The sequence below is a fragment of the Pedobacter sp. AC464 genome, assembly GCF_979253075.1.
The window spans coordinates 903,792-926,041 of the sequence record NZ_CEEDBV010000001.1 but is presented as its reverse complement, the minus strand read 5'-3'; the positions used below and the strand labels follow the sequence as shown (position 1 = coordinate 926,041).

At 38.6% G+C, this 22,250-nt stretch carries 27 protein-coding genes and 1 riboswitch; of the genes, 6 read left to right on the top strand and 21 right to left on the bottom strand.

Translation table 11 applies throughout. The features are described 5' to 3' along the window. Nucleotides 1-75 precede the first annotated feature (75 nt). Together AC0IWT_RS03955 and AC0IWT_RS03950 are read right to left on the bottom strand one after the other, a co-directional pair. Nucleotides 76-300 (bottom strand): coproporphyrinogen III oxidase, encoded by a 225-nt coding sequence (locus AC0IWT_RS03955; RefSeq protein ID WP_471796079.1) that lies wholly within the window; start codon nt 298-300, stop codon nt 76-78. A gap of 117 nt (nt 301-417) precedes the next feature. Then, nucleotides 418-726: a hypothetical protein gene (locus AC0IWT_RS03950; RefSeq protein ID WP_056872785.1), complete on the bottom strand. Its 309-nt coding sequence runs from the start codon at nt 724-726 to the stop codon at nt 418-420. An 80-nt stretch (nt 727-806) separates the two neighbouring features. Here AC0IWT_RS03950 and AC0IWT_RS03945 point away from each other — a divergent pair, with 80 nt between their 5' ends. From AC0IWT_RS03945 to AC0IWT_RS03935, 3 genes are all read left to right on the top strand, one after another. Next, the gene (locus tag AC0IWT_RS03945) at nt 807-1,292 is read left to right on the top strand and encodes a DUF4442 domain-containing protein (RefSeq protein WP_471796078.1); all 486 of its coding nucleotides are present in this window, start codon (nt 807-809) and stop codon (nt 1,290-1,292) included. 9 nt (nt 1,293-1,301) lie between these two features. Continuing rightward, entirely contained in the window at nt 1,302-1,931 is a 630-nt protein-coding gene (locus AC0IWT_RS03940) for an AlbA family DNA-binding domain-containing protein (protein WP_471796077.1), read from the top strand. Nucleotides 1,932-2,067: 136 nt separating this feature from the next. Further along, nucleotides 2,068-3,429, top strand: a complete 1,362-nt coding sequence (locus tag AC0IWT_RS03935; protein WP_471796076.1) for an MATE family efflux transporter — start codon at nt 2,068-2,070, stop codon at nt 3,427-3,429. A gap of 57 nt (nt 3,430-3,486) precedes the next feature. Here AC0IWT_RS03935 and AC0IWT_RS03930 read toward each other — a convergent pair whose 3' ends face one another. The 8 genes from AC0IWT_RS03930 to AC0IWT_RS03895 form a co-directional block, all read right to left on the bottom strand. Continuing rightward, on the bottom strand, nt 3,487-4,221 hold the full coding sequence (locus tag AC0IWT_RS03930) for a hypothetical protein (RefSeq protein WP_471796075.1): 735 nt from the start codon (nt 4,219-4,221) through the stop codon (nt 3,487-3,489). A 38-nt stretch (nt 4,222-4,259) separates the two neighbouring features. Next, nucleotides 4,260-4,943, bottom strand: a complete 684-nt coding sequence (locus AC0IWT_RS03925) for a pseudouridine synthase (protein ID WP_471796074.1) — start codon at nt 4,941-4,943, stop codon at nt 4,260-4,262. Between the two features lie 175 nt (nt 4,944-5,118). Beyond that, nucleotides 5,119-6,021, bottom strand: coding sequence for a histone deacetylase family protein (locus AC0IWT_RS03920; RefSeq protein WP_471796073.1), 903 nt, complete (start codon nt 6,019-6,021; stop codon nt 5,119-5,121). Beyond that, nucleotides 6,018-6,881 (bottom strand): bestrophin family protein, encoded by an 864-nt coding sequence (locus AC0IWT_RS03915; RefSeq protein ID WP_471796072.1) that lies wholly within the window; start codon nt 6,879-6,881, stop codon nt 6,018-6,020. Before AC0IWT_RS03915 ends, AC0IWT_RS03920 begins: the two co-directional genes overlap by 4 nt. Continuing rightward, complete coding sequence (gene kynU / locus AC0IWT_RS03910) at nt 6,874-8,175, bottom strand: kynureninase (RefSeq protein WP_471796071.1); 1,302 nt, start codon at nt 8,173-8,175, stop codon at nt 6,874-6,876. Before kynU ends, AC0IWT_RS03915 begins: the two co-directional genes overlap by 8 nt. A 64-nt stretch (nt 8,176-8,239) precedes the next feature. Next, nucleotides 8,240-8,728: a pyridoxamine 5'-phosphate oxidase family protein gene (locus tag AC0IWT_RS03905; protein ID WP_471796070.1), complete on the bottom strand. Its 489-nt coding sequence runs from the start codon at nt 8,726-8,728 to the stop codon at nt 8,240-8,242. A 53-nt stretch (nt 8,729-8,781) separates the two neighbouring features. Next, a complete protein-coding gene (locus AC0IWT_RS03900) occupies nt 8,782-9,387 on the bottom strand; it encodes a DNA-3-methyladenine glycosylase (RefSeq protein WP_471796069.1) in 606 nt (201 codons plus the stop codon). Nucleotides 9,388-9,389: 2 nt separating this feature from the next. Further along, nucleotides 9,390-9,878 carry a GAF domain-containing protein gene (locus AC0IWT_RS03895; protein ID WP_471796068.1) on the bottom strand — a complete coding sequence of 163 codons (489 nt, stop codon included), beginning with the start codon at nt 9,876-9,878 and terminating at the stop codon, nt 9,390-9,392. Nucleotides 9,879-10,034: 156 nt separating this feature from the next. Here AC0IWT_RS03895 and AC0IWT_RS03890 point away from each other — a divergent pair, with 156 nt between their 5' ends. Both AC0IWT_RS03890 and AC0IWT_RS03885 read left to right on the top strand, forming a co-directional pair. After that, a complete protein-coding gene (locus tag AC0IWT_RS03890) occupies nt 10,035-10,715 on the top strand; it encodes a DUF3291 domain-containing protein (RefSeq protein WP_471796067.1) in 681 nt (226 codons plus the stop codon). A gap of 25 nt (nt 10,716-10,740) precedes the next feature. Continuing rightward, nucleotides 10,741-10,992, top strand: a complete 252-nt coding sequence (locus tag AC0IWT_RS03885; protein WP_056872798.1) for a hypothetical protein — start codon at nt 10,741-10,743, stop codon at nt 10,990-10,992. Nucleotides 10,993-11,287: 295 nt separating this feature from the next. Here the strand turns inward: AC0IWT_RS03885 and AC0IWT_RS03880 are convergent, their stop codons facing one another. The 7 genes from AC0IWT_RS03880 to AC0IWT_RS03850 all read right to left on the bottom strand — a co-directional run bounded on the left by AC0IWT_RS03880 (nt 11,288) and on the right by AC0IWT_RS03850 (nt 17,374). After that, entirely contained in the window at nt 11,288-11,629 is a 342-nt protein-coding gene (locus tag AC0IWT_RS03880) for a Dabb family protein (RefSeq protein ID WP_471796066.1), read from the bottom strand. Between the two features lie 92 nt (nt 11,630-11,721). Then, complete coding sequence (locus tag AC0IWT_RS03875; protein WP_056872800.1) at nt 11,722-12,219, bottom strand: YMGG-like glycine zipper-containing protein; 498 nt, start codon at nt 12,217-12,219, stop codon at nt 11,722-11,724. Between the two features lie 128 nt (nt 12,220-12,347). Beyond that, nucleotides 12,348-13,103: a Dph6-related ATP pyrophosphatase gene (locus tag AC0IWT_RS03870; RefSeq protein ID WP_471796065.1), complete on the bottom strand. Its 756-nt coding sequence runs from the start codon at nt 13,101-13,103 to the stop codon at nt 12,348-12,350. Then, the gene (locus AC0IWT_RS03865) at nt 13,063-13,749 is read right to left on the bottom strand and encodes an SIR2 family NAD-dependent protein deacylase (RefSeq protein WP_471796064.1); all 687 of its coding nucleotides are present in this window, start codon (nt 13,747-13,749) and stop codon (nt 13,063-13,065) included. The genes AC0IWT_RS03870 and AC0IWT_RS03865 overlap by 41 nt, the downstream gene beginning before the upstream one ends. Then, on the bottom strand, nt 13,749-14,681 hold the full coding sequence (locus AC0IWT_RS03860) for an ABC transporter substrate-binding protein (RefSeq protein ID WP_471796063.1): 933 nt from the start codon (nt 14,679-14,681) through the stop codon (nt 13,749-13,751). The genes AC0IWT_RS03865 and AC0IWT_RS03860 overlap by 1 nt, the downstream gene beginning before the upstream one ends. Nucleotides 14,682-14,809: 128 nt before the next feature. Then, nucleotides 14,810-15,400 carry a DUF6580 family putative transport protein gene (locus AC0IWT_RS03855; protein WP_471796062.1) on the bottom strand — a complete coding sequence of 197 codons (591 nt, stop codon included), beginning with the start codon at nt 15,398-15,400 and terminating at the stop codon, nt 14,810-14,812. A gap of 111 nt (nt 15,401-15,511) precedes the next feature. Then, complete coding sequence (locus AC0IWT_RS03850) at nt 15,512-17,374, bottom strand: TonB-dependent receptor plug domain-containing protein (RefSeq protein WP_471796061.1); 1,863 nt, start codon at nt 17,372-17,374, stop codon at nt 15,512-15,514. Nucleotides 17,375-17,471: 97 nt separating this feature from the next. After that, a riboswitch (cobalamin riboswitch) is annotated at nt 17,472-17,664 on the bottom strand. Nucleotides 17,665-17,747: 83 nt separating this feature from the next. On the opposite strand from AC0IWT_RS03850, the gene AC0IWT_RS03845 reads away from it, so the two are divergent. Beyond that, nucleotides 17,748-18,995 (top strand): serine hydrolase, encoded by a 1,248-nt coding sequence (locus tag AC0IWT_RS03845; protein ID WP_471796060.1) that lies wholly within the window; start codon nt 17,748-17,750, stop codon nt 18,993-18,995. 63 nt (nt 18,996-19,058) lie between these two features. Here the strand turns inward: AC0IWT_RS03845 and rplT are convergent, their stop codons facing one another. The 4 genes from rplT to thrS form a co-directional block, all read right to left on the bottom strand. Beyond that, nucleotides 19,059-19,403, bottom strand: a complete 345-nt coding sequence (gene rplT, locus AC0IWT_RS03840) for a 50S ribosomal protein L20 (RefSeq protein ID WP_025144714.1) — start codon at nt 19,401-19,403, stop codon at nt 19,059-19,061. Between the two features lie 75 nt (nt 19,404-19,478). Beyond that, nucleotides 19,479-19,679 (bottom strand): 50S ribosomal protein L35, encoded by a 201-nt coding sequence (gene rpmI / locus AC0IWT_RS03835; protein ID WP_056872807.1) that lies wholly within the window; start codon nt 19,677-19,679, stop codon nt 19,479-19,481. Between the two features lie 29 nt (nt 19,680-19,708). Next, nucleotides 19,709-20,278, bottom strand: a complete 570-nt coding sequence (gene infC / locus AC0IWT_RS03830; RefSeq protein WP_056872808.1) for a translation initiation factor IF-3 — start codon at nt 20,276-20,278, stop codon at nt 19,709-19,711. A 23-nt stretch (nt 20,279-20,301) separates the two neighbouring features. After that, nucleotides 20,302-22,227 (bottom strand): threonine--tRNA ligase, encoded by a 1,926-nt coding sequence (thrS, locus tag AC0IWT_RS03825; protein ID WP_471796059.1) that lies wholly within the window; start codon nt 22,225-22,227, stop codon nt 20,302-20,304. Nucleotides 22,228-22,250 lie beyond the last annotated feature (23 nt).

Below are 22,250 nucleotides of genomic sequence, written 5' to 3'. Positions count from 1 at the left end.
GTACAAATTAGCGCAAATATTTAAAACAGATTATAAAAATAAAGCCACCCTATATTTAGAGTGGCTTTTATTCTCCTACATTGGAGGCATTTTTTTCGCTGTGTCCGGCGGTGTTGTCGTTTTTGAAGTATCCGGTGGAGTTGTGGTTTTTGTAGTATCCATCGGCGTTGTAGTCGTTGTTGTTGTCGAATCCATCGTTGTGCTGTCTGATGAACCAGCCATGTTTTTAGACGAATTGCATGCTGAAGTGGCAACCATTAATGTGCCAGCGAAAGCAAGACTTAAGATTATTTTTTTCATAGTTTTTTTAATGTTATCTGTAGTCTTAACAACCTTTCAATCATTTGGTTTTAATTTTTTAAACAAATTACCCCAAAATAATTTGCAAACATCAGTATAACAGGTATTTATATAAACCTACTCATGATGAATTTTCAACTTATCGAGAAGTTGTGGCGAAACATTCTCTGCGTAAACGCCATAACCATCAACCAATACGCCTTTTAAATTGCCAACATTAGATGAAATTGCATATACTACAGAACTATCTGCAGGGTCAGTCATCCCCTCAAATCGGTACACCTCATCAATTTCAAATTCTTCAGGCATTAACAGTAAATCAATTTCTTTACACTCAAGGGCTTCGGCCGTCAGATTGAAATCTAAATTATATCCCCGGCTATCTAAATCGGCTAAAGCAGCCGTAACTGTATCGTAAACATGCATAGTTCGAATTTACTAAAATATTACGGAAACATCCGCGGCAAAACTTTAAAAGCTGATAAATCTTTCTGATATTAGTAAATATGATTATTTCTCAAAACACGCTTAAATGGGTGATGCGCCTATATCCACCATTGTTTTTTCAGCGCATTTGGGTTCAAAAGTTTGAAGGTGATTTCACACGTTGTTCAGTAAAACTTAGCAAAAGCTTTTTAAACAAAAATTACAACGGCTCTATTTTCGGTGGTACTATTTATGCGGCAACCGACCCTTTTTACGCTTTGTTATTCGATCAACTTATGCAAAGACGAGGATTTAAGGTTCGTGTCTGGCTAAAAAGTGCTTCTATTCAGTACCTGAAACCGGGTCGCGGTAATCTATATTTTACCATTCGTGTAACCGAAGTTATGATTGCCGAAGCGGAGGAAGCATTAAAAACGGTCGGAAAGTTTGTTAAAGCCTATCCAATGGAGATAACAAATAAAGAAGGCGAACTCTGTGCTACTGTGATGAATGAAGTATATATCCGAAACCTGCACCAGGGCGAAATGCCTAGGGTTGCCTATTAAGATGCCGTTATGCCGAGTATTAAAAACTTAATTTTGCAGGGCGAGGGCGTAAACCTCGATTTCAAGAAAACCATTACCAGCACCGAGAAGATAGCAAAAAGTTTGGTCGCTTTTGCCAATAACAGAGGCGGCAAATTGCTAATTGGTGTTGCCGACGATGGTACAATTAAAGGCGTTAAATCTGAGGATGAGGAAAAATATATGATTTTAACCTCAGCACATCAATTTTGTAAGCCTGCTATTGAACCTAACTTCGAAGAAATTTATGTTGATGACAAGCTGGTTTTGGTGGTAAATATTCCTGAAAGCGATACTAAACCACATTATGCGTTGGATGACCAGAAGAAATGGTGGGCCTATATTCGTATCAATGATAAAAGTGTTTTAGCAAGCAGAATCATTGTGGAGGTTTTGAAAAATGATAATAAAGATGGCGGTGTACTTATTTCTTACTCTGAAAATGAGCAAAAATTACTTAGATATCTGGAGGAAAATGAACGCATTACTTTAAAGCAATTGAGTAAGTTGCTTAGGTGTTCCTTCAGAAAGGCGCAAAAAATTCTGGTTAATTTAATTCTAACCAACGTAGTCAAAACCCATACTTCCGAAAAAGAAGAATATTTTACGGCGGTAAAGTAAGCTTGCCGCATTTCCCCTGATATCCAAGGTTTAAATACCTTAAACAACTGAGCTGTCGGGTTCTCTTGATAATGTTCAAACAAATTCTTTAAAGGCGCCATTTTGAGCGTTAAAAATCAGACCTTTGCCCCCACTTATGTTTTCGAAAATCTACGCCAAATACAAACCATATTATAAAGAAAATCTTCATCTAGCATTGCCAATTGTTGGCTCGCAGGTTGGCCACACACTTGTACACATGGCAGATAGTGTTATCGTTGGGCATTTTACAGACACTACACAACTTGCTGCAGTATCTCTGGTAAACAGTATTTTCATACTCATCATGGTAATTGGCCTGGGCATCTCCTATGGATTAACGCCGCTGATTGCTCAGGAAAATGGTCGGCAGAACTACGAAGAATGTGGCAAATTGCTATCAAACAGCTTAATCATAAATGTTTTAATCGGTATTTTCCTTTACATCCTGGTACATTTTGGTGTACTGTTACTCATTGATAATCTCCATCAAACCCCAGCGGTGGTTTATTACGCAAAACCTTATCTGGGCCTACTTTCTGTGTCGATTATTCCGCTGCTGATTTTTCAAACATTTAAGCAGTTTGCAGAAGGATTAGGTTTTACCAAGCAAGCCATGTTCGTTTCAATTTGGGGGAACATTGTTAACATCGTTCTGGGCATTGTTTTCGTAAAAGGAATGTTTGGAATACAATCGATGGGCGTAAGTGGTGTTGGCTTAAGTACGCTGATTGATAGGGTTCTGATGGCTACAGTTATGGCAATTTACGTTTTGAAATCTGAAAATTTTAAAAAGTACCTGGTGGAGTTCAAAATAACCATGATTGACAAAGTACGATCTCTAAAAATTATTAAAATTGGTGCGCCCGTAGCCATGCAATATTCTTTCGAAATTAGCGCCTTTAGTGGTGCAGCTGTCCTTATCGGAACCATTGGCTCGGTAGAACAGGCCGCACATCAAATTGCGATTAGTCTGGCAGCAATGACCTATATGATTGCCAGTGGAATTGCTTCGGCGGCGACCATAAAAACGGGTAATAATTTTGGCAAAAACAATTTTAGCGATTTAAGAAAATCAGCCATTGCCAGTTATCATGTAATTCTCTTGTTTATGAGTTGTACGGCGATCATTTTTGTACTTGCACACAATGTTATGCCTTTTATTTACACCGAAGATTTGAAAGTTGTACAAATAGCAGCGCAACTGCTCATTATTGCCGGTTTTTTTCAATTATTTGATGGAACACAGGTAGTTGGCCTGGGCGTACTGCGTGGAATTGGGGATGTTAATATGCCGACCTTCATCACCTTTTTAGCGTACTGGGTTGTTGGAATTCCGGTTGGCTACGTTTTGGGTTTCCATTTCAACCTGGGTGTAAATGGAATCTGGTATGGCCTTACTTTTGGCTTACTAACGGCTTCTATCCTACTTTTCTTCAGGTTTCAGAACAAAACTAAATCGCTGAACTTAAAGGCTTAGATCATGGGTTTATTTCCTGACGATAGAAGGCAATCGGTGTCGCAAAGGCAGAATGGGTTACTTTCCACCAACATTTACCACAACACCAATGGTAAAAATTGAGTTGCCGGCAGACATATAATCGCGGTTTTTTAAACCAATATTGCTACTAGTTGTATATTGGAGTTGTATGTTTTTATTTAAACCCATCCTGGTAAAAAATATCGGCTCGAAGAAAATATTATCCTCTTTTGGTTGAACAACACCATTCAAGAAAAATCTGTCCATTTTTACATGGCTTATTCTCAGTGCAGTACCATAATTTATCGGAAAATCTTTACCAAATAGCCTGAAATTATTTTTACGTTTCGAGCTGTAGTTCACTTGCAGAAAAGACTTTCTGTAATCAACTTCCTGAACCTCACTTTTCACCAATCCATCGTCCTTATAATCACGAAATGTGATATCACTCCACCCCTTTCCAACGCCGCCATAAATTTCGATAATGCGGTTATTGTCTGGCCCGAAAGTATCAAAATAACCGCCGCCTATTTCTATTAGCTTGTGTCCGAAATCTTTACTTCGCCTTTCGCTGTTCATCGTAGAACCGCTAAACAAAACACCAATATGATTAGAAACTGCATAGGCGCCGTTAATACTTGCATTTCCCTTAAGCGAAATGTGACCTCCACCACTAAATTCGCCTTGCTGACTAAGCATGGGCGTGTTAGGCACATTGGGCATATAAACTGAAGAACAACTGCTGGCAAAAAGCGCTAAGACTGGGAAAGCTAAACGTAAGTATTTATTCATAGATGATTAATAAACAGATTTTCGAAAAAAAAATTGTGCTACAGGCTCATTTTCATAAAACCCATCACCCTTTTAAACTCATCATGCAAATCTGCCTGCAAGTGGATACGTTCTGATGTTTTTGGGTGGGTAAAAGATAATGCCGATGCATGCAAGAGCATTGTTGTCATGTTCCACTGCTCTAAAAAAAACTTGTTTTGTTTGTTGCAACCATGTGTTCTGTCGCCAATAATCGGGTGTAAAATGTGGCTAAAATGTCTCCTCAACTGGTGCATTCGGCCGGTTTTAGGGGTTGCTTCTACTAAAGAGTATCTTGAAGTTGAATGCTTCCCGAATGCTATGTCTACCTCTGCTCTCTGCAGCGTTTTAAAGGCTGTAAAAGCATCTTGCATGCTCCCATTTTCTTTGGCTAATGGATAGTCAATTTCCATATTATCTGGTGTAAAACCCCGTAAGATAGTCAGATACTTTTTATCTGTTTCTGCATTCATAAATTGTTGATGCAAAGCAACTTCTGACTCTTTATCGAAAGCAAAAAGTAAGATACCGCTCGTCTTTCTATCTAGCCGGTGCACAGGACTCACATGTTTGCCTACCTGATCGCGTAGTAGCTGTAGTGCAAATTCTTTCGCATCTCTGGCAATTGATGACTGATGCACCAGCAAACCATGTGCCTTATTAATCGCAATTACATGTTCGTCCTGATAAATTACCTCCAGCATGCGGCGAAGATAAGGATATTTTTATTTTGAAAGACTGATTTCATTTCGAACAACAGCGATAATTAATGGTGAAAATATAGCCGTGAACAAGCGCCAAGCTATTTAAGGTGAAAAAATTTTATTGTTTAAAACGAGAAATTGGCTAGTTCAGCAATTAAGATGCAATCCCATAGCATTAAGTAAACATATTAAAGGCAAGCCGATAAGTGTTGCAATGCGCATCTACGATGTCCTTTATATCAGCAGAATACCCGCCACCCATACTTACCTGAACGGGAAGATTTTTTGTTTTGCAGGCTTCCAAAACAATCCTATCTCGCTCCTTACATCCCGCTTTTGTAAGCGACAACTTCCCTAGCTTATCTGTGGAAAGAACATCTACACCTGATAAGTAAAAAACAAAATCAGGGTTTGCCTCTGCAAAAGCCTTCTTTAGGTTAACTGTCAACGCATCCAAATAGGCTTCATCTTCAATATTGTCTGGCAAAGGGACATCCAAATTTGATTTTTCCTTCCGAAAGGGGAAATTTTTATCCCCATGCATGGAGAAAGTGTAAACCCTTGATTCCTTATTAAATATTTCTGCAGTACCGTTTCCCTGGTGAACATCTAAATCAACGATTAATATCCGTTTGCTTAAATCATTATTCAACAGGTAATTAGCGGTTATCGCCTGGTCATTTAATAAACAGAATCCCTCGCCCCAATTGCTTCCTGCATGGTGTGTTCCGCCCGCAACATTAAAAGCCACGCCTTCCCTCATCGCAAACTTAGCGCCATCAATTGTTCCCTGCGTTATTCTTAGTTCACGTTCAACTAACTCTGCGTTCAGCGGAAAACCAATCCGACGTTGTTCTTTTGGCGGCAAAGTTAACGTTTTTAGTTGCTGCCAATACATTTTATCATGCGTAAGCAGAATAATGTCTTCAGCTATTGGTTCTGGTTCAAATAAATTCTCAGGCTCAATTACACCTTCATGAAGCAGTTGCTCAGGAATTAGCTCATATTTCAGCATTGGAAAACGATGCCCTTCAGGAAGCGGATGGGCGTATATTGGATGCCAGGCAATCTTTATCATTTACTCAAAATCTCTTCAACGTGCTTTTCAATATTATTGCAAATTACGTCAACCGGGAGGTCGTTAGCATCCTCCCCGAAAGGATCTTCTATTTCTTCAGCTATTAACTCCAAACTCGCCAGCACATAAAGGATAAAGGGAACGATAAGGACCAAATAATAGCCCAAACTGAACACCCAACCTATTGGTATCGTCAGCACATAAATGAAGATAAACTTTTTTATAAATACACTGTAAGAGAACGGTATTGGCGTATTTTTTATGCGCTCGCATCCACCGCAGATATCTGTAAACTGATTTACATCATTGGTTAACACGATTAGTTGCTCCTGCGATATCAGGTTTTGCGATGTCAATTCGTAAAGCCGGGAAATCATACTGCTCGCGATTTGATTCGGAATGTGTTTTGTACCCTCAACTTCTATCAAAAAACTGTTCTTGCCGAAATATTTTTTCTCGCGTAGATGTTCCTTAAGTGCAAACGCATATTTCGGAATACCATATTCAAAAAAACGTGTATCGTTATCGGGCAGGTTTAGCGCCTTAATTTTCATGGCAAAATTTCTGCTCACATTTGTCAGCGCACCTAATAATTTTCGGCCATCCCACCACCTGTCGTAAGAGGTATTGGTACGAAAAACTAATAGCATTGAAATCACGAAACCAAGCAAACTGTGCATCATGCCAATATTGCTAACATAATCGCTTTTAGAGAGCTTGAAGACGTGTAATTCTAAAAAAGATATGAATGCCGAGAATATAGCAACGCTTAACATCAATGGCCATAACTTCCTAAAGGTATCTGCTTTATGAATATGAAATATGAAAGTGAACCAGTCTTTCGGGTTATAATTAATCATTCGTATTCGTAATAATTTTTTTGGTTAACTGCATTAAAATTCTCCCCACTTGATAAATATCCTCGAAAGAGTTGTATAACGGAACAGGACTCAATCTAATAACGTTCGGCTCACGCCAATCTCCGAGCACATGATTTTCCACTAAACCATCGAATATCAGCTTTCCTTTTTCCTTCGCAATGATTGATAATTGAGCTCCACGATCTGATGGATTGCCAGGCGTTATGATCTTGTATTGTGCTATCCCAATTTCCTTATTTACCTCATTAACAATAAACTCCAGGTAAGCAGTTAAACTAATACTCTTAGCTCTTAAAGGTTCGATAAACCCTGCCTCCCGAAAAATGCCAAGTGAAGCATGATATAAAGCCATAGGGATAACCTGCGAACAACTAATCTGCCAACCGTCAGCACCGCTTTCCGGTATAAATCCTTTCTCCATCAAAAAACGTTTGTCTTCTTTATATCCCCACCATCCAGCGAAACGATTCAACGATGTGTTATTAAAATGCTTCTCGTGCACAAAAATGCCACTTATACCACCAGGACCAGAATTTTGATATTTATACGAACACCAACAGGCGAAGTCTACACCCCAATCGTGAAGTTTTAACGGTACGTTGCCAGCTGCATGTGCTAAATCCCAGCCAACAATCGCTCCAACCTGGTGCCCTGCGTTTGTAATGGCCTCCATATTATACCATTGCCCGGTATAGTAATTAATTCCTCCAAAAAGGACTAACGCTATTTCATCACCTTGTTTTTCAATTTCAGCAATAATATCCTCGGTTGCCAACACATCACTACCTTCACGCGGGTACACTTCAATTATCGCTTCATTTGGATCAAGTCCATGGAATTTTACCTGACTCTCAATGGCATATTGGTCGGATGGGAATGCGCCACCTTCCATAATTATTTTGAAGCGTTTTCCGCTGGGTTTGTAAAAACTCACTAACAGCAAATGAAGATTAACTGTCAGGGTATTCATCGGACAAACCTCCATTGGATTGGCACCAACAATTGGCGCCATAAGCTCTTTCAATTCTTTGTGGTAAAACATCCAGGGTTCAGCGCCATCAAACCAACCTTCTACTGCATAATTCGCCCAATTATCTAGCTGCCTGTTTATAACCTCCTTTGCAACTTTAGGTTGTAACCCTAAAGAGTTGCCACATAAGTAGATAAATTCTTTATCTGCATGCTTTGGAAAAAGAAATCGGCCCCTAAAGCCTTTCAACTCGTCTGCCTCATCCAGTGCTTTTGCAAAACTTAAATTGTTTTCGAAATTCATTATTCAATATTACAAAAAAAGCAGGTATTGTTTCCAAACCTGCTTTTAAAAGAAGTTTAATATTCTAGAATTTCATGGTATCATGTTTTCCCATATCTGGTGTGTCACCCGTAACAACAGCCTTCAAAATGCTAAACAGCACCACAAATTTTGATGATGAAGAATCCCAATATTCAGCTTCATCTGGCGTTACCTTTATCAGAATCAATCTTGGGTCTTCCACCCCGTCAGGAAACCATGCCTTAACAAATGGCGAGAAATAAGATTCTTTCCTTACCTTATCATCAACAAGTTCTGCCTTTCCTTTAACCGTTAAATATGTATTTTTAGAAGGGTCGCTGTAGGCAAGCAATACATTGTTTTCTTTGGAAATTTCTTTCGATTTAAGCGAGTATTCATTTGTGAAAAACCAAATGCTTCCATCGTCTTCTATTTTTGCAGTACCCATTGGCCGGCTTCCAAGTTCATCACTTGAAGAAAAGGTCGTAAACATACAGGTACGTACGCTTTCAGCCATCTCTTTTAATATCGCTATGTTTTTTTCGTTTTTCATTTTTTTAAGTATTTGAATGAAAAACAGGAATGCGCCCGAAATGTTTGCTGAGGTTAAAGCTTATTTGGCTTGCTTACAAATTTATTACCCTTAACGTAAAATCTCCAGGGCAGTAAAGCGTGTTCTTTTGCATAGGCTATGCCAATTCTCGGCGCTGCCGTAATGTTTTCTGCAGGATAAGAAATGTTATGGTCTTCAATCCATATTTCGTCACCTGATAAGTCTTTCGCATTAAACGAGCGATCGATACCAAGTGCTTTCGCAGCAGAGCCTGGGCCAGACGAAATTGCTGGTTTCGATACCGGCATATTTCGCCGTTCTTCAATCAAGGCAATATTAATTAGTGGTTCTATAGCCCGTATCAGCACCGCATGTGGATCATCTCTTGAGGAGGTTACGACATTGAAAAGGTTATGCATGCCATAACAGAGATAAACATATGCAACACCGCCTTGTGCGTACATCGTCTCTGTACGGTTAGTTCTTCGCCCGCCGTACGCATGTGAAGCTTTGTCTTGAATTCCAAAGTAAGCTTCGGTTTCTACAATGATTCCAGCAGATACCGCTCCATCAATTTTTGTAAAAAGAACCTTCCCCAGTAAGTCTTTTGCTAAAAAAACAACATCATTATTTGAATAATATGCAGGAGATAATTTCAATTTTACTTGCTATTTTGGTTTAACAAGATTGACATAACTCGCTCTAAGTAAAGCTTATCTGTATCATCAAAATGATTCAAAAATTCGCTGTCCACATCTAAAACGCCTATAACCTCGTTATCGTTTATTATCGGCAATACAATCTCAGACCTTGATGCTGAAGCACACGCAATGTGGCCCGGGAAAGCATCTACATCGGGAACAATCAGGGTTGTTCTTTGCGCCCAGGATGTGCCACAAACACCTTTACCTTTTTTAATTCTTGTACATGCGACTGGTCCCTGGAACGGACCTAAAACAAGCTCATCACCTTTAACAAGATAAAAACCAACCCAAAACCACCGAAACTGTTCTTTCAATGCTGCCGCAACATTAGCCATGTTTGCAACAAAATCCGACTCACCATACAATAGTCCTTCAATTTGTGGAAGCAACGATTGGTACTGTGCTTCCTTACTCACTGATTGGTTTATAATTAAATCTTCTGCCATGCCACAAAGTTAAACATCAGAAACTGATTTTAAAGCCTGCGATAATTAATGACGCAAATCTGAATGATTAAGCCAGAATTGTGACCAATAACGACAAATTTTGAAGTGAAACTAACACTAATTTCATTAGTTTTGACTGAATTAACCCAATGAAGCATGATTGTAGCTTTAACCATAACAAAGTTTAGAAATAGAACTATTCCATTTGCGTTTATTGGAATGGCAATTTTACGTTTACCGCTTATGCTTAACAGGAACTGTCGCTTTTGGAAACTTATGGGGAGCGGAAAAAATGCCCAGGTTGATTTAGGGCCGGATTTTAAGCATTGGGCGATACTCACAACGTGGGATAATAAAGCTGATTGCGACCTGTTTTACCTAAAGTCATACGTATTAAAATGGTTTCGCTTTTTCGGATTTGAAGAATTCACAATCTTACTTAACCCTTTATCATCACACGGATTATGGGCTGGTAAGCAACCATTTACAGTTAAAGATAAAAAAAATGTTGACCCCAGGGTTGCGGTTATTACCCGTGCTGCTATCCGGTTTAAAAAATTGAAAGAGTTTCGTAGCAACATCAAAAGAGCGGCAATAGAGATGAGAAAATCAGAAGGCTATATCTTGTCAGCCGGCGTTGGTGAAAATCCGTTTCTGGATCAGGCAACATTCTCAATCTGGGAGAATATAGAAAGTATGAAGAATTATGCCTACAAATCAGTCGACCATTCTGACGTAATTAAGCTTACAAGGCAACGTAAATGGTATTCTGAGGAGTTATTTGCCAGGTTTGAAATAATCGAAAGCCATGGTACTTTAAACGGGCAAGCAATTTAAGCGCATACACAAACACCATAAACACATGAGAGTAATAGCAGAACTTCCACATCCTGAATGTAAAATATCTATTTTTTCTATGAACCAAAAATACATCGTAAAATTTGAGCAGGGTGTATTTGAGCAAAGTTATAAACTTGCCGAATTAGACCTTAGCGGAGGAGGTGTTAACGATGTATTCGAAATCCTCGACGAGGAGTTTATCGCGACTGTGGTTGAACGTTTTAAAACCATGCGCAGCGACTTCAACCTGGCTTACAAAAGGCATCAATACTAAAGTTAGAAACTATAACTATTTGATTTAAAGGTATTAATCTGTTCAGACAGAATTTTATTTTGCATATCAGATCATTTTTGACATCGAAACGTTGAGCTATATTAAGTTTTTAAATACTTAAATTATTTTAACTTATTGATAGTCAATTTAGTATTATTTCAATTAGAATATTATTTTGTTTGATTTTTTGCCAAATAAGTGACATTCTAGCTAAAGTTGACATATAAAAAAAGCCCCGGCGAATTATTGACCAAGGCTATTTTTATTAATTAGTAAAAGGCTTTACAAGTTAACGTTATATCATTGAAGATATAACAATATCATGAACCACCACCCGATACCAATTGTTAGAAAATTTTTCTACCGCATCTAGGTGCGTCTTGTCTTCCTGATATGCATTATGATCTGCAAGGTTTGCGAATGTTATCGTGAGGGCGTAAGTAAAAGAATTATCGGTAACAGGCCTAACTGGCGTAGCAGCTGCCAAGCCATAGTTGAGAGTCTTGATGTATTTAATCGGTTTTAATGCTTCGAAAAAATTAGCAAACGCTGCAATTTCAGTTTTAGTTAATTGGGGTTTTAGCCAGAACATTACGAAATGCTGTACCTGCCCAACTTCTACATTATCATATTCCATATTTGGGATTTTATTTTAAAGATAGTACGAATTTTGACAAAAAAAAAGGCGGTCATCATTGATAACCGCCTCAAATATTTAAAGAGTACTCTTTAGTTTTTTGGTTGTACTCGTCCGGATTTTCTGTCCTCGCCTCTACCGATTAAATAACCACCACCAGCTCCGGCCAAACCACCGATAATTGCACCACGGCCTTTTTTCTTATCGATTAATGCACCACCAACTGCACCTGCAGCAGCACCAATTACTGTACCTTTTGCAGCATCACTCCAACCTTTTTTCTTTGCAGTTGGTTGTGTACCGCCGTAAGAACTAGTTGTTCCGCCACCAGAGCTTGCATATGATCTAGATGATTTCGCTCCTGCTCTACGTGCAGCAGCTAATTCTGCTTGGCGTTGCGTTTCTGCAGCTTGTTCTTTTTTAACAATTTCTGCTTTCTTAAAACTGTCTAATCTCAGACTATCCTTAACAGCCTTAACTGCTAATTCTTTATCTGCTTGTTGTTGTTTAAGTGCCGCTTCTTCTTTTGCTTTATTGTTACAAGCAAACATTACTGAACTGAGTGCCAACACTACGAATATCTTTTTCATAACTTTTAATTTTATTAATTTTTCCTAGCTACCTAACCTCACTATGAAAATTCATTTGTGAATGATTTAGTTAATTACTGATACTTAAGAAAAAATAATGCCAAAATGTTTTAAATATTTAAAAAATCTTATTTTAAATCAGTAAACCAAAAGCCAATTTGTTCATCATCCTCAGTTATTTCGCTTGGTAGATCATCATTAATAGAAGGCTTTTTGTAGCTTCTAAACACCATCTCGCCAGTCTCGAAGGCGATTTTGTTCCTAAAAACGGGTCCTTCAAATGCAAAAGTGTGAAACTCGCCATTTTCACCACAAGGATCAATTACCGAAGGCAAACTGGCTATCAAATCGTTATCAATTACTTTTCCACAAAAAGATTTTAAATTGTATTGGGCACAAACAATGATGGTTTTATAGTTCAGGTTTAGAAATTGTTGGATAAGTTGTTTTGTGTCTTGTTGCCAAAGTGGGAAGATTGCCTCCAAACCAACATCCTTGAGTTTTGCTTCCCGATAGGCTCTTAAATCTTCGAGAAAAATATCCCCGAAAATTGAATGACTGATGCCTTCCTGCTTAAAAATTGAAAGGTGATGGTGCATTATTCGGTCGTAAGTATCCATATCTGGCATTTCCGGAAGCCTGATTTGATATAGCGGAATACCGATACTATTCGCCTGTTCGATAAGAAGCGATTCTCTTACCCCATGCATTGAAACACGATTATATTTTTCTGTTACCGTAGTAACAAGATACTTTATACTTATTGAAGGATCTTGCAAGGCATAATGTAGCGCCAGTGTGCTGTCTTTTCCGCCACTCCAATTAAAGATGCAAAGCTTTTTTTTAACCATTAACCAAAACGTGTAGCAGTTCAGTAATTCCATTTACCGCACCCTTTTCAATAGGAATTATGTTTTGATAGCGTCGAATATTCGGGATAACTGGATCAATTACATATTTCGGAACTGCTGCAGGAACAAAATCCAACAAGCCAGCCGCAGGATAAACGGCCAGCGATGTGCCTATCAAAACAAAAATGTCGGCCTTTTTACAGATTTCGGCAGCTAATTCAATCATTGGAACCGATTCACCAAACCATACAACGTGTGGCCGTAGTTGAGAACCCAACTCGCAGCATTCACCCATCTTGATTTCAGTTCCCTTTATCGGGTAGGTTAAATTTGGGTTTTTATCAGACTGTGATTTAGTTATGATGCCATGCAAATGGGTAACCCGTGTCGAACCTGCCCTTTCGTGCAAATCATCAATATTTTGAGTTATAATCTCAACATCGAAATGATTTTCAAATTCGGCAAGAATTTCATGTCCGCGATTTGGTTTTGCCGATAATACCTGTTCACGGCGTTCGTTATAAAACTGCTGTACCAATTCCGGGTTTCTTTCCCAGGCTTCAGGCGTAGCAACATCATGAATGTTATAACCTTCCCAAAGTCCGTCAGCATCACGAAAGGTTTTTAGGCCGCTCTCAGCACTTATGCCCGCTCCCGTTAGTACAACAATTTTTTTCATTATTTGAAAATTCCGATTTCTGAGTAGTTGATAAATTTGGATTTAATACGTTCATCACCTTCAAAAATTTCAGGATGAAACATACAAGCCAGTGCTTCAATACCATCAACCAAAGTACCAATACTAGGTTGGGTAAACATGTCGAAGTCGGCAATGTAAACCTGATTCGTTTTAACCGCATCTAAGCTTTCCCAACCCGCTTTGGAGGTTAGCAGACTCATTTCGTCGACACTTCTATTTATATCGAAGCCACAAGGCGCTATAACGATTACCTCAGGATTGTACTTCAAAATTTTATCCCAATGCGTTACAATAGAATCGCCAGCTGGGTTAGAGAGCATATCGACGCCTCCTGCGGCTGCAATCTGGAAAGGAATCCAGTGGCCGCAATTGTAAATTGGCTCAATCCATTCCATAAGCATAACCCTTTTTAAAGGTGCTTTATGTTTTCGGAGCGTATCTAAAATGGTGTCGGTTTTACTTTGAAGATTTGCGAGATATTCTAATGCAATTTCTTCCTTACCAATCGCTTTTGCTATCGTTATTGCGCAATCATAAACATCTTTCAGGTTATTTGGCGATAGAGGCACAAGCGTCGGTTGCTTGCTTAACTTCATCACAGCAGTTTCCGTACAAACGGTATCAATATTGCAAACCTCACAAATATCCTGGGTGAAAACGATATCGGGTGCTATGCTTTCCAGAAGCTCGTCATCTACCCAATATAAACTTTTTCCCTGTGCTTTTGATGCCGAAAAAATCCTGTCTATTTCTATGCTTGAGTAGTTTTTTCCTTCTAAAATACACCTTACTATTTTAGGCATGTTGGCAGCTTCTTTCGGGCACTCGAAGGTTACGCCGTGAAGATAATCCTGCAGGCCCATGTCATAAATCATTTTCGTGGCGGCAGGTAAAAAGGAAACAACTTTCATAGTGTAAGGATTTCTGTGTTATGGAATAGACAAGTTTTCAAGCTGACATTTAAATCAGCTCGTAGGTTAAGTTAAAAAAAATCCCCTTTTGAAATACATCAAAAGAGGATTATTATGGTTAGCTGATACTAAACTTTTTGAGTTTGCAATTTCAGCACAGGATATCTTGATTTCAATATTTCGAAAGCACCGAAAAGTAGTGCGCCGTAAATTAATGTTCCTTCAAGGAAACGAATTTCAAATGGAATCGCTTTTGCCAGTACAAGCCAGAAGCCGGCTAAATCTTGCGTATAAGCAGGGTTTTTAAACCAGATTGGAAAGTCGGTTACAATCCAGTGGATGAGCACAATTACCAGTGTAGAGGCTAAAAGATTAACAACATTAATGTTCTTTAGCATCAAACGGCCAACCAAAACCATTAAGGCGAAAGCCAAATAAACCCAATACCAGCCTTCATAAAGAAAACCGTTGCTATACTTGCTAAAAATCGTTGTCGACAAAATAAAATCGCTCAAAAACAAGCTCAAAAGCGGAAACGAGAATGCTTTTAGATTGTCTTTGAAGTAGGCACCTCCAAATAGAGCAACCGCCCCAATTGATGAAAAGTTAGCAAACTTTAGTTCGTCAGAATTGAAAGTTACCAGTAACCGGAAACCTGTTATTGCCAGTATCATTAATAATAAAATGAATGTACGTGGATTGAATTTTAAATGTGCCATTTTTATTGTATCAAATATTTGTTTAAAGCAGTAATTAATCGGCAGCTGCGGCCGGTATTATAAAATTTTAGTTAGAAGGTGTTCTGCCCTTTAGCGCAAAGTTAAATTTTATTAGCGGATATTAAAAGTTACACCCGTATTAAAGTTGAAACCTAAGCTATTGTAACCAATTATTTCACTATATTTTTCATTCAATATATTTTTAGCATCGAAAAATATTTTCACCCTTTTAGCTGCGATTGCATATTCAGCGTAAGCACCAAGTAACTTATATGCTGGCAAGGTATCAACCGTATAAGTGCTAAAATTTCCGTCTGTGCGGTTGCCAAAGTAGCGGTAGTTAGCACTCAAAAATAAATTTTCAGTGGCTTTCAAACCGGCAGTTAATCCGAATGTATGTTTCGGGCGGCGGAAAAGATAATCGGCAATTGCATTATCTACGAAGTTAAATTCATTTCCTTCAACATATGCGTAATATCCGTTAAAACTAAATTTACCTAATTTAACTGCCGGCTCAACCTCGAATCCTTTTGTTTTTTGATTTACCTGGTTTACATAACCTGCGGGATAAGCATAAATTATCGCATCTTTTAGGTCACGTTTGTAGCCAGCAACGCGTAAGGAAAACTTATCATCAGCAAAACTAAAATTAACTCCTGCCTCGTAATTTTGAGATTTTTCAGGCTTAAGTGCCAGGTTTGCGCCGAATTGCCCGAAAAGCATATTTAATGTAGGCACTTTAAATGCGGTAGATACGGTACCAAAAAGCTTAATTTCTTTGATAATATTGATGCTCGGTGTAATCGAGTAGGTGTAATTTTCGCCATATTGTTCGTGCTTATTGTAACGCCCGCCAACTTCTAAGTTGAAAATGCTTAAATCATGTAAAAACAATGAACTGTAGGCTGCAAAAATATTCGATTTTGGGTTGGAACCAGAAGCAGTGAGTTTCATCACACGATTATCAATCCCTACCAATAAATCGAGTTTATCGTTTAACTTCTGGTTGTAAAATAGGTCAACAATGTTCACTTTCCCCTGCGTAAAACTTGGAAAAGAACTATGCGCATCATTTGACGTACTTTCATAGCTGTAATTTAATGTTACTTTTCCTGTTCCAAATTCGTATTTAGCATTTGTACCTGCGGCTACATTTTTTAAAATCGAATAGTTACCAGCGTCGGTAAAAGCACCGCCGTCAAAACTATAATTTCCATAATAATACCTTACAAATGGACTAATTGACAGTTGGTTTGTAAGCTTGAGACCAAAATTTGCATTTAAGGCGCCTGTTCTAAAACCGTCCTTGTCAAACTCCGCAGTATTGCCAACAGGATTTGCAGCTTCAGAAATTCCGTCAGTTTTGTTTTGAGTGTAGTTCACATTATAGGTAAAGCCTTCAACCCCACCATTCAAGCCAATGGTTCCTTTGTAGGTGTTATAACTGCCGGCACTTGCAACACCATATATAGTATTGCCTTTTGGTCCGCCTTTTTTTGTGATGATATTTATAACGCCTGCAACAGCATCAGAACCGTAAATGGTCGACTGACCGCCACGCAGGATTTCGATTCTGTCTATCTGATCTATTGACAACAAACGTAAATCAAAAGCACCGCCATTTCCTGATGGATCATTCTGAACAATTCCGTCAATTAAAACTACCGCATATGCACTTCCTGCACCCCGGAAAAATACCGATTTGTTCAACCCCGGATTGCTGCTAGACCCCGCTACAATTATTCCGGCTTGTTCGCTAATTAAATCCGGAAGAGACTTTCCATGACTTCTTTCTAAAACTTCGCTGCTAATTATGGTAACAACTTTACCCGTTTGCGATTGTTTCTGGTCATTTTTCGTTGCCGTGATAACGACATCTTTTAGTTGCAAACTATCTTGCGCAGCAGCTAGTTGACAAACACTTAACTGAGCAAACCCTAGGCTTGCCGCAATTAAAATTCTTTTTTTGTTCATTTGATTGTGAGTTTTGCCCACAGCCAACAGATTAGGAAAGGAAATGAAAATACGAAAACGTTTAGTACCTCAATCCTAGCTTCAATCCCCGAAAGCTATGAAATTATTCGCTAAGGCAGGTCTTCTGACTTGCTCCCGGAATTTTCTGCCTTCCCGCCTTTTTTTAAAAACAGTGGCTTTAGATTGAAATACCGTTATGGAGCTTACAGCTGCGGGACAGTTGCAGAATTACACTGCATTCCCTTTTAATTCCGGTTGTAAAGCCGGAAACCAAAAGCGCTGCAAAAGTAGTAAAATTAAGTAAGATGTAAAATGGATGTTGTAAAATGGCTTTTGTACTACAAATAACTAACTTTAAGATAAAATTTTATTTATGAGATGGATATTTACATCAGCACTTTTTATAATGGGTTTAACTGCAAACGCACAAAAAGCAGATAGTGTTTTTTTGAAAAAATTGATGGAAGCTAAGCCTGAATTGTTCAGTTCTATACTAAACCATCCGGATAAAAATCAAGTTCAGGTGTTATATACACAGATAAATCGGTATGAAAAAAATAGGCCTACCTTCAAAACATACAGCTATAATTTAAATCCACACCATTATTTTTATCCCGCCAGTACGGTAAAACTCGCAGCCGTAATTTTTGCGTTGGAAAAAGTAAATGGTTTAAAGGCTAAGGGCTTAACGTCAAAAAGTACCATGCTAACAGACAGCGCATTTGCCGGACAAACAAAAGTAACAAAAGACACCTCCGCAGAGAATCACTTACCATCGATTGAACATTACATAAAAAAAATTCTTTTAACGAGTGATAATGATGCTTTCAACCGCCTTTATGAATTTGTAGGGCGTGCAGAATTGAATCGAAAGTTGAAAGCAAACGGTTTAAATGACAGCAGAATCTTGAATCGTTTAGCCATTGGCGATGCCGGGGAAGCAGCTAAACACACCAATCCAATAAATTTTTATAATGGCGACAAGCTGGTTTATAAACAACCGGCCCAATACGACCCAAAAGAATATTTGCTCCAATTAACTAACACGGTGATGGGAAAAGGTTATCTCGACAGTGCAGATAAATTAGTGAATAAACCTTTTAACCTGGAAGATAAAAATGCCTTTGCCATTAACGACCAGCAAAAACTTATTCAGAAACTTATTTTTCCAGAAGCTTTTCCCGCTCAGGAGCGGTATAAATTAACTGCTGAAGATTACAAACTCATTTACACTTATATGAGCAAATACCCAACAGAAAGTAAATATCCGAAGTATGACCCGAAAGCGTTTTGGCCAACTTATGCGAAAATGCTTTTTTATGGCCGCGAACAAAATTTAGAACCAGAACCAGGCATTCGGATTTTTAATAAATATGGCGATAGTTATGGCTTTATTATCGACAATTCTTATTTCGTAGATTTTGATAATGGAATTGAATTTTTCTTAACAGCGGTAGTACAAAGCAATGAAGACGGTATTTTTAATGATAACAAGTACGAATATGAAACGGTATGTTATCCCTTTATGAAAAATCTGGGCCGAACGATTTATGAATTTGAATTGTCGCGGGGCAGGAATAAGAAACCTGATTTAAGTAAATTCAAGATGGATTACCGCTAAACAAAAAAGTCACGATTTGCATCGTGACTTTTTAAAATATGATTACCGCCGAAGCGAAAATTTCTATTTTACTGCATCAATTACAGCTTTAAAAGCTTCCGGGTGATTCATTGCTAAATCAGCCAATACTTTACGGTTTAAACCGATTTCTTTTGAAGCAAGTTTACCAATTAATTGAGAGTAAGAAATACCGTGCTGACGAGCACCCGCATTAATACGTTGGATCCATAATCCGCGGAATTCTCTTTTCTTAACTTTACGGTCACGGTATGCATATTGCAAACCTTTTTCTACTGTGTTTTTAGCAACAGTATAAACCTTACTTCTTGCTCCCCAATAACCTTTCGCAAGGTTAAGGATTTTTTTTCTTCTTCTTCTCGAAGCTACTGCGTTTACCGAACGTGGCATGTTGTTGTTGTTTTTTGGCAAGCGGCGTTCCGTTTAACCGGAAACTTAAAGCCTGATACCTGGTGAATTAATAAATTACTTTCCGATACAAAGCATACGTTTAACGTTACCAGTATCTGCTGCTGTTACCATGCTAGCATTTCCAAGTGCACGTTTACGTTTAGTACTCATCTTTGTTAAGATGTGACTTTTGTATGCGTTGTTTCTTTTGATTTTACCTGTTCCAGTAAGCGAAAAACGCTTTTTAGCACTGGAATTGGTTTTCATTTTTGGCATAACCTGTTTTTTAATTTATAAACCTATTTTTATTTTTTTGCTACTTTAGGCGCAACTGTAAGGAACATACGTTTACCTTCTAACTTAGGTAACAATTCTACTTTTCCTACATCTTCCAAAGCCTGAGCAAATTTTAATAATAAAATTTCACCCTGTTCTTTGTAAACAATTGCTCTACCTTTAAAATGCACGTAAGCTCTAACCTTCTCACCGTTCTCTAAAAAACTCACTGCATGTTTTAGCTTAAACTGGAAATCGTGGTCGTTCGTGTTAGGACCGAAACGAATCTCCTTAATTACAGTTTGCTTTGCATTCGATTTTATCTCTTTCTGCTTTTTCTTTTGCTCGTAAACAAACTTACTGTAATCAATAATTCTACAAACCGGAGGCACTGCATTCGGCGAAATCTCTACCAAATCCAATTCCAGTTCATCAGCAAGTGCCAAAGCTTTAGCCAAAGGATAAATCCCCGGTTCAACATTATCGCCAGCCAAACGCACTTCAGGCGATTTAATGTACTGATTAATGTTATGTTCTGCTTCTTTTTTCTTAAAAGGCGGACGTGGTCCCCTGTTAAATCCTGGTCTTCCTAATGCCAAATTTGTATAAAATTAATTTTTATTTAAACTGTTATTTCTTTCAATAATAAGCCGCTGAATTCTTCCAACGTCATTTCGCCCAAATCTCCCTCACCGTGTTTTCTGATTGAAATTTTACCTTCAGCCATCTCTTTCTCACCAATGATGAGCATATATGGGATTTTTTTAACCTCCGCATCACGGATTTTCCGCCCGATTTTCTCATCACGAAAGTCAATCAGCCCGCGAATATCGGAATTATTTAGCTCATCTAAAACTTTTTTTGCATAATCTTCATATTTTTCTGAAATAGGAAGAATTATAAATTGCTCCGGACTTAACCATAGCGGGAAGTTTCCTGCACAATGTTCTATCAAAACAGCAACAAATCTTTCAAGCGAGCCAAACGGCGCACGGTGGATCATTACTGGTCTGTGTTTTAGGTTATCGCTACCGGTGTATTCCAGCTCAAACCGCTCGGGTAAATTGTAATCTACCTGAATGGTGCCTAATTGCCACTTTCTGCCAAGGGCATCTTTCACCATAAAATCTAACTTGGGGCCATAAAAAGCCGCCTCGCCATATTCCACGATGGTATTTAAGCCTTTCTCTGCAGCCGCTTCAACGATTGCGCTTTCTGCCAGTCTCCAGTTTTCATCAGACCCAATGTATTTCGACTTATTATCCGGATCTCTTAACGAAATTTGCGCAGTATAGTTTTCAAAACCTAAAGATTTAAACACATAAAGTACTAAATCAATAACTTTTTTAAATTCATCTTTCACTTGCTCCGGCATACAGAATAAGTGTGCATCATCTTGCGTAAAGCCACGCACACGGGTTAACCCATGTAATTCGCCACTTTGCTCGTAACGATAAACAGTACCAAACTCTGCAAAACGAACCGGCAAATCTTTGTAAGAGCGGGGTTTAAATTTATACATTTCACAGTGGTGCGGGCAGTTCATCGGTTTTAAAAAGAACTCCTCTCCCTCTTGCGGCGTTTTTATCGGCTGAAACGAATCTTTACCATACTTATCCCAGTGACCTGAAGTAACGTACAAATTTTTGTTTCCGATGTGAGGGGTAACCACCTGTTCGTACCCGGATTTAGATTGTGCCCTGGTTAAAAAGTTTACCAGACGCTCACGCAAAGCAGTCCCTTTCGGTAACCACATTGGTAACCCGGCACCCACTTTTTCCGAAAACATAAATAATTCAAGTTCCTTGCCTAATTTTCTATGGTCGCGTTTTTTTGCTTCCTCAATCATAGCAAGGTACTCAGTAAGTTCGCCAGCCTTCGGAAAAGTTACGCCATATATACGTGTTAACTGCTTTTTAGTTTCGTCTCCACGCCAGTAAGCGCCGGCAACATTCATCAGTTTTACTGCTTTTACAAAGCCTGTATTCGGAATATGCGGACCACGGCATAAATCGGTGAAAGCTCCCTGAGTATAAAAAGTGATCTTTCCATCTTCCAAGCCATCAATCAGGTCGAGTTTATACTCATCTCCCTTTTCGGTAAAATATTTTATCGCATCAGCTTTGCTTACATTTTCACGTGTGAAAGTTTCTTTTTGCTTAGCTAATTCGATCATTTTGGTTTCAATCGCCTTGAAATCATCCGACGAAAATTCTTTGTCGCCAAAATCTACGTCATAATAAAAGCCGGTTTCAATTGCTGGTCCGATGCCAAATTTTGTTCCCGGATAAAGTGCTTCCAGGGCTTCAGCCATTAAATGCGCTGATGAGTGCCAAAAGGTTGATTTGCCATCTGCATCATTCCAGGTTAACAATTTTACTGTTGAATCAGCCTCTATTGGGCGTGTTGAATCCCAAACCTGGCCGTTAACTTCGGCTGCTAAAACATTTCTTGCTAAGCCTTCGGAAATTGATAAGGCAATTTGATGGGCAGAGGTGCCCTTTTCGTACTGACGAACGGAGCCGTCAGGTAAAGTAATATTAATCATCTACAACTATGATTTTGTTCGTC

Coding starts and splice junctions, on each gene's coding strand:
- AC0IWT_RS03865 (WP_471796064.1), bottom strand. CDS start 13,749: ATGAAAAAAATTGTTGTACTAACGGGAGCGGGCATAAGTGCTGAGAGC.
- AC0IWT_RS03940 (WP_471796077.1), top strand. CDS start 1,302: ATGCCGAGTATTAAAAACTTAATTTTGCAGGGCGAGGGCGTAAACCTC.
- AC0IWT_RS03880 (WP_471796066.1), bottom strand. CDS start 11,629: ATGGAATATGATAATGTAGAAGTTGGGCAGGTACAGCATTTCGTAATG.
- AC0IWT_RS03925 (WP_471796074.1), bottom strand. CDS start 4,943: ATGCTGGAGGTAATTTATCAGGACGAACATGTAATTGCGATTAATAAG.
- AC0IWT_RS03875 (WP_056872800.1), bottom strand. CDS start 12,219: ATGAAAAAGATATTCGTAGTGTTGGCACTCAGTTCAGTAATGTTTGCT.
- AC0IWT_RS03895 (WP_471796068.1), bottom strand. CDS start 9,878: ATGGCAGAAGATTTAATTATAAACCAATCAGTGAGTAAGGAAGCACAG.
- AC0IWT_RS03870 (WP_471796065.1), bottom strand. CDS start 13,103: ATGGAATTACTGAACTGCTACACGTTTTGGTTAATGGTTAAAAAAAAG.
- AC0IWT_RS03935 (WP_471796076.1), top strand. CDS start 2,068: ATGTTTTCGAAAATCTACGCCAAATACAAACCATATTATAAAGAAAAT.
- AC0IWT_RS03915 (WP_471796072.1), bottom strand. CDS start 6,881: ATGATTAATTATAACCCGAAAGACTGGTTCACTTTCATATTTCATATT.
- AC0IWT_RS03850 (WP_471796061.1), bottom strand. CDS start 17,374: ATGAACAAAAAAAGAATTTTAATTGCGGCAAGCCTAGGGTTTGCTCAG.
- rplT (WP_025144714.1), bottom strand. CDS start 19,403: ATGCCACGTTCGGTAAACGCAGTAGCTTCGAGAAGAAGAAGAAAAAAA.
- AC0IWT_RS03890 (WP_471796067.1), top strand. CDS start 10,035: ATGATTGTAGCTTTAACCATAACAAAGTTTAGAAATAGAACTATTCCA.
- AC0IWT_RS03845 (WP_471796060.1), top strand. CDS start 17,748: ATGAGATGGATATTTACATCAGCACTTTTTATAATGGGTTTAACTGCA.
- AC0IWT_RS03955 (WP_471796079.1), bottom strand. CDS start 300: ATGAAAAAAATAATCTTAAGTCTTGCTTTCGCTGGCACATTAATGGTT.
- AC0IWT_RS03945 (WP_471796078.1), top strand. CDS start 807: ATGATTATTTCTCAAAACACGCTTAAATGGGTGATGCGCCTATATCCA.
- AC0IWT_RS03860 (WP_471796063.1), bottom strand. CDS start 14,681: ATGAAAGTTGTTTCCTTTTTACCTGCCGCCACGAAAATGATTTATGAC.
- AC0IWT_RS03855 (WP_471796062.1), bottom strand. CDS start 15,400: ATGGCACATTTAAAATTCAATCCACGTACATTCATTTTATTATTAATG.
- AC0IWT_RS03920 (WP_471796073.1), bottom strand. CDS start 6,021: ATGATAAAGATTGCCTGGCATCCAATATACGCCCATCCGCTTCCTGAA.
- thrS (WP_471796059.1), bottom strand. CDS start 22,227: ATGATTAATATTACTTTACCTGACGGCTCCGTTCGTCAGTACGAAAAG.
- AC0IWT_RS03885 (WP_056872798.1), top strand. CDS start 10,741: ATGAGAGTAATAGCAGAACTTCCACATCCTGAATGTAAAATATCTATT.
- AC0IWT_RS03905 (WP_471796070.1), bottom strand. CDS start 8,728: ATGAAAAACGAAAAAAACATAGCGATATTAAAAGAGATGGCTGAAAGC.
- rpmI (WP_056872807.1), bottom strand. CDS start 19,679: ATGCCAAAAATGAAAACCAATTCCAGTGCTAAAAAGCGTTTTTCGCTT.
- AC0IWT_RS03930 (WP_471796075.1), bottom strand. CDS start 4,221: ATGAATAAATACTTACGTTTAGCTTTCCCAGTCTTAGCGCTTTTTGCC.
- kynU (WP_471796071.1), bottom strand. CDS start 8,175: ATGAATTTCGAAAACAATTTAAGTTTTGCAAAAGCACTGGATGAGGCA.
- AC0IWT_RS03950 (WP_056872785.1), bottom strand. CDS start 726: ATGCATGTTTACGATACAGTTACGGCTGCTTTAGCCGATTTAGATAGC.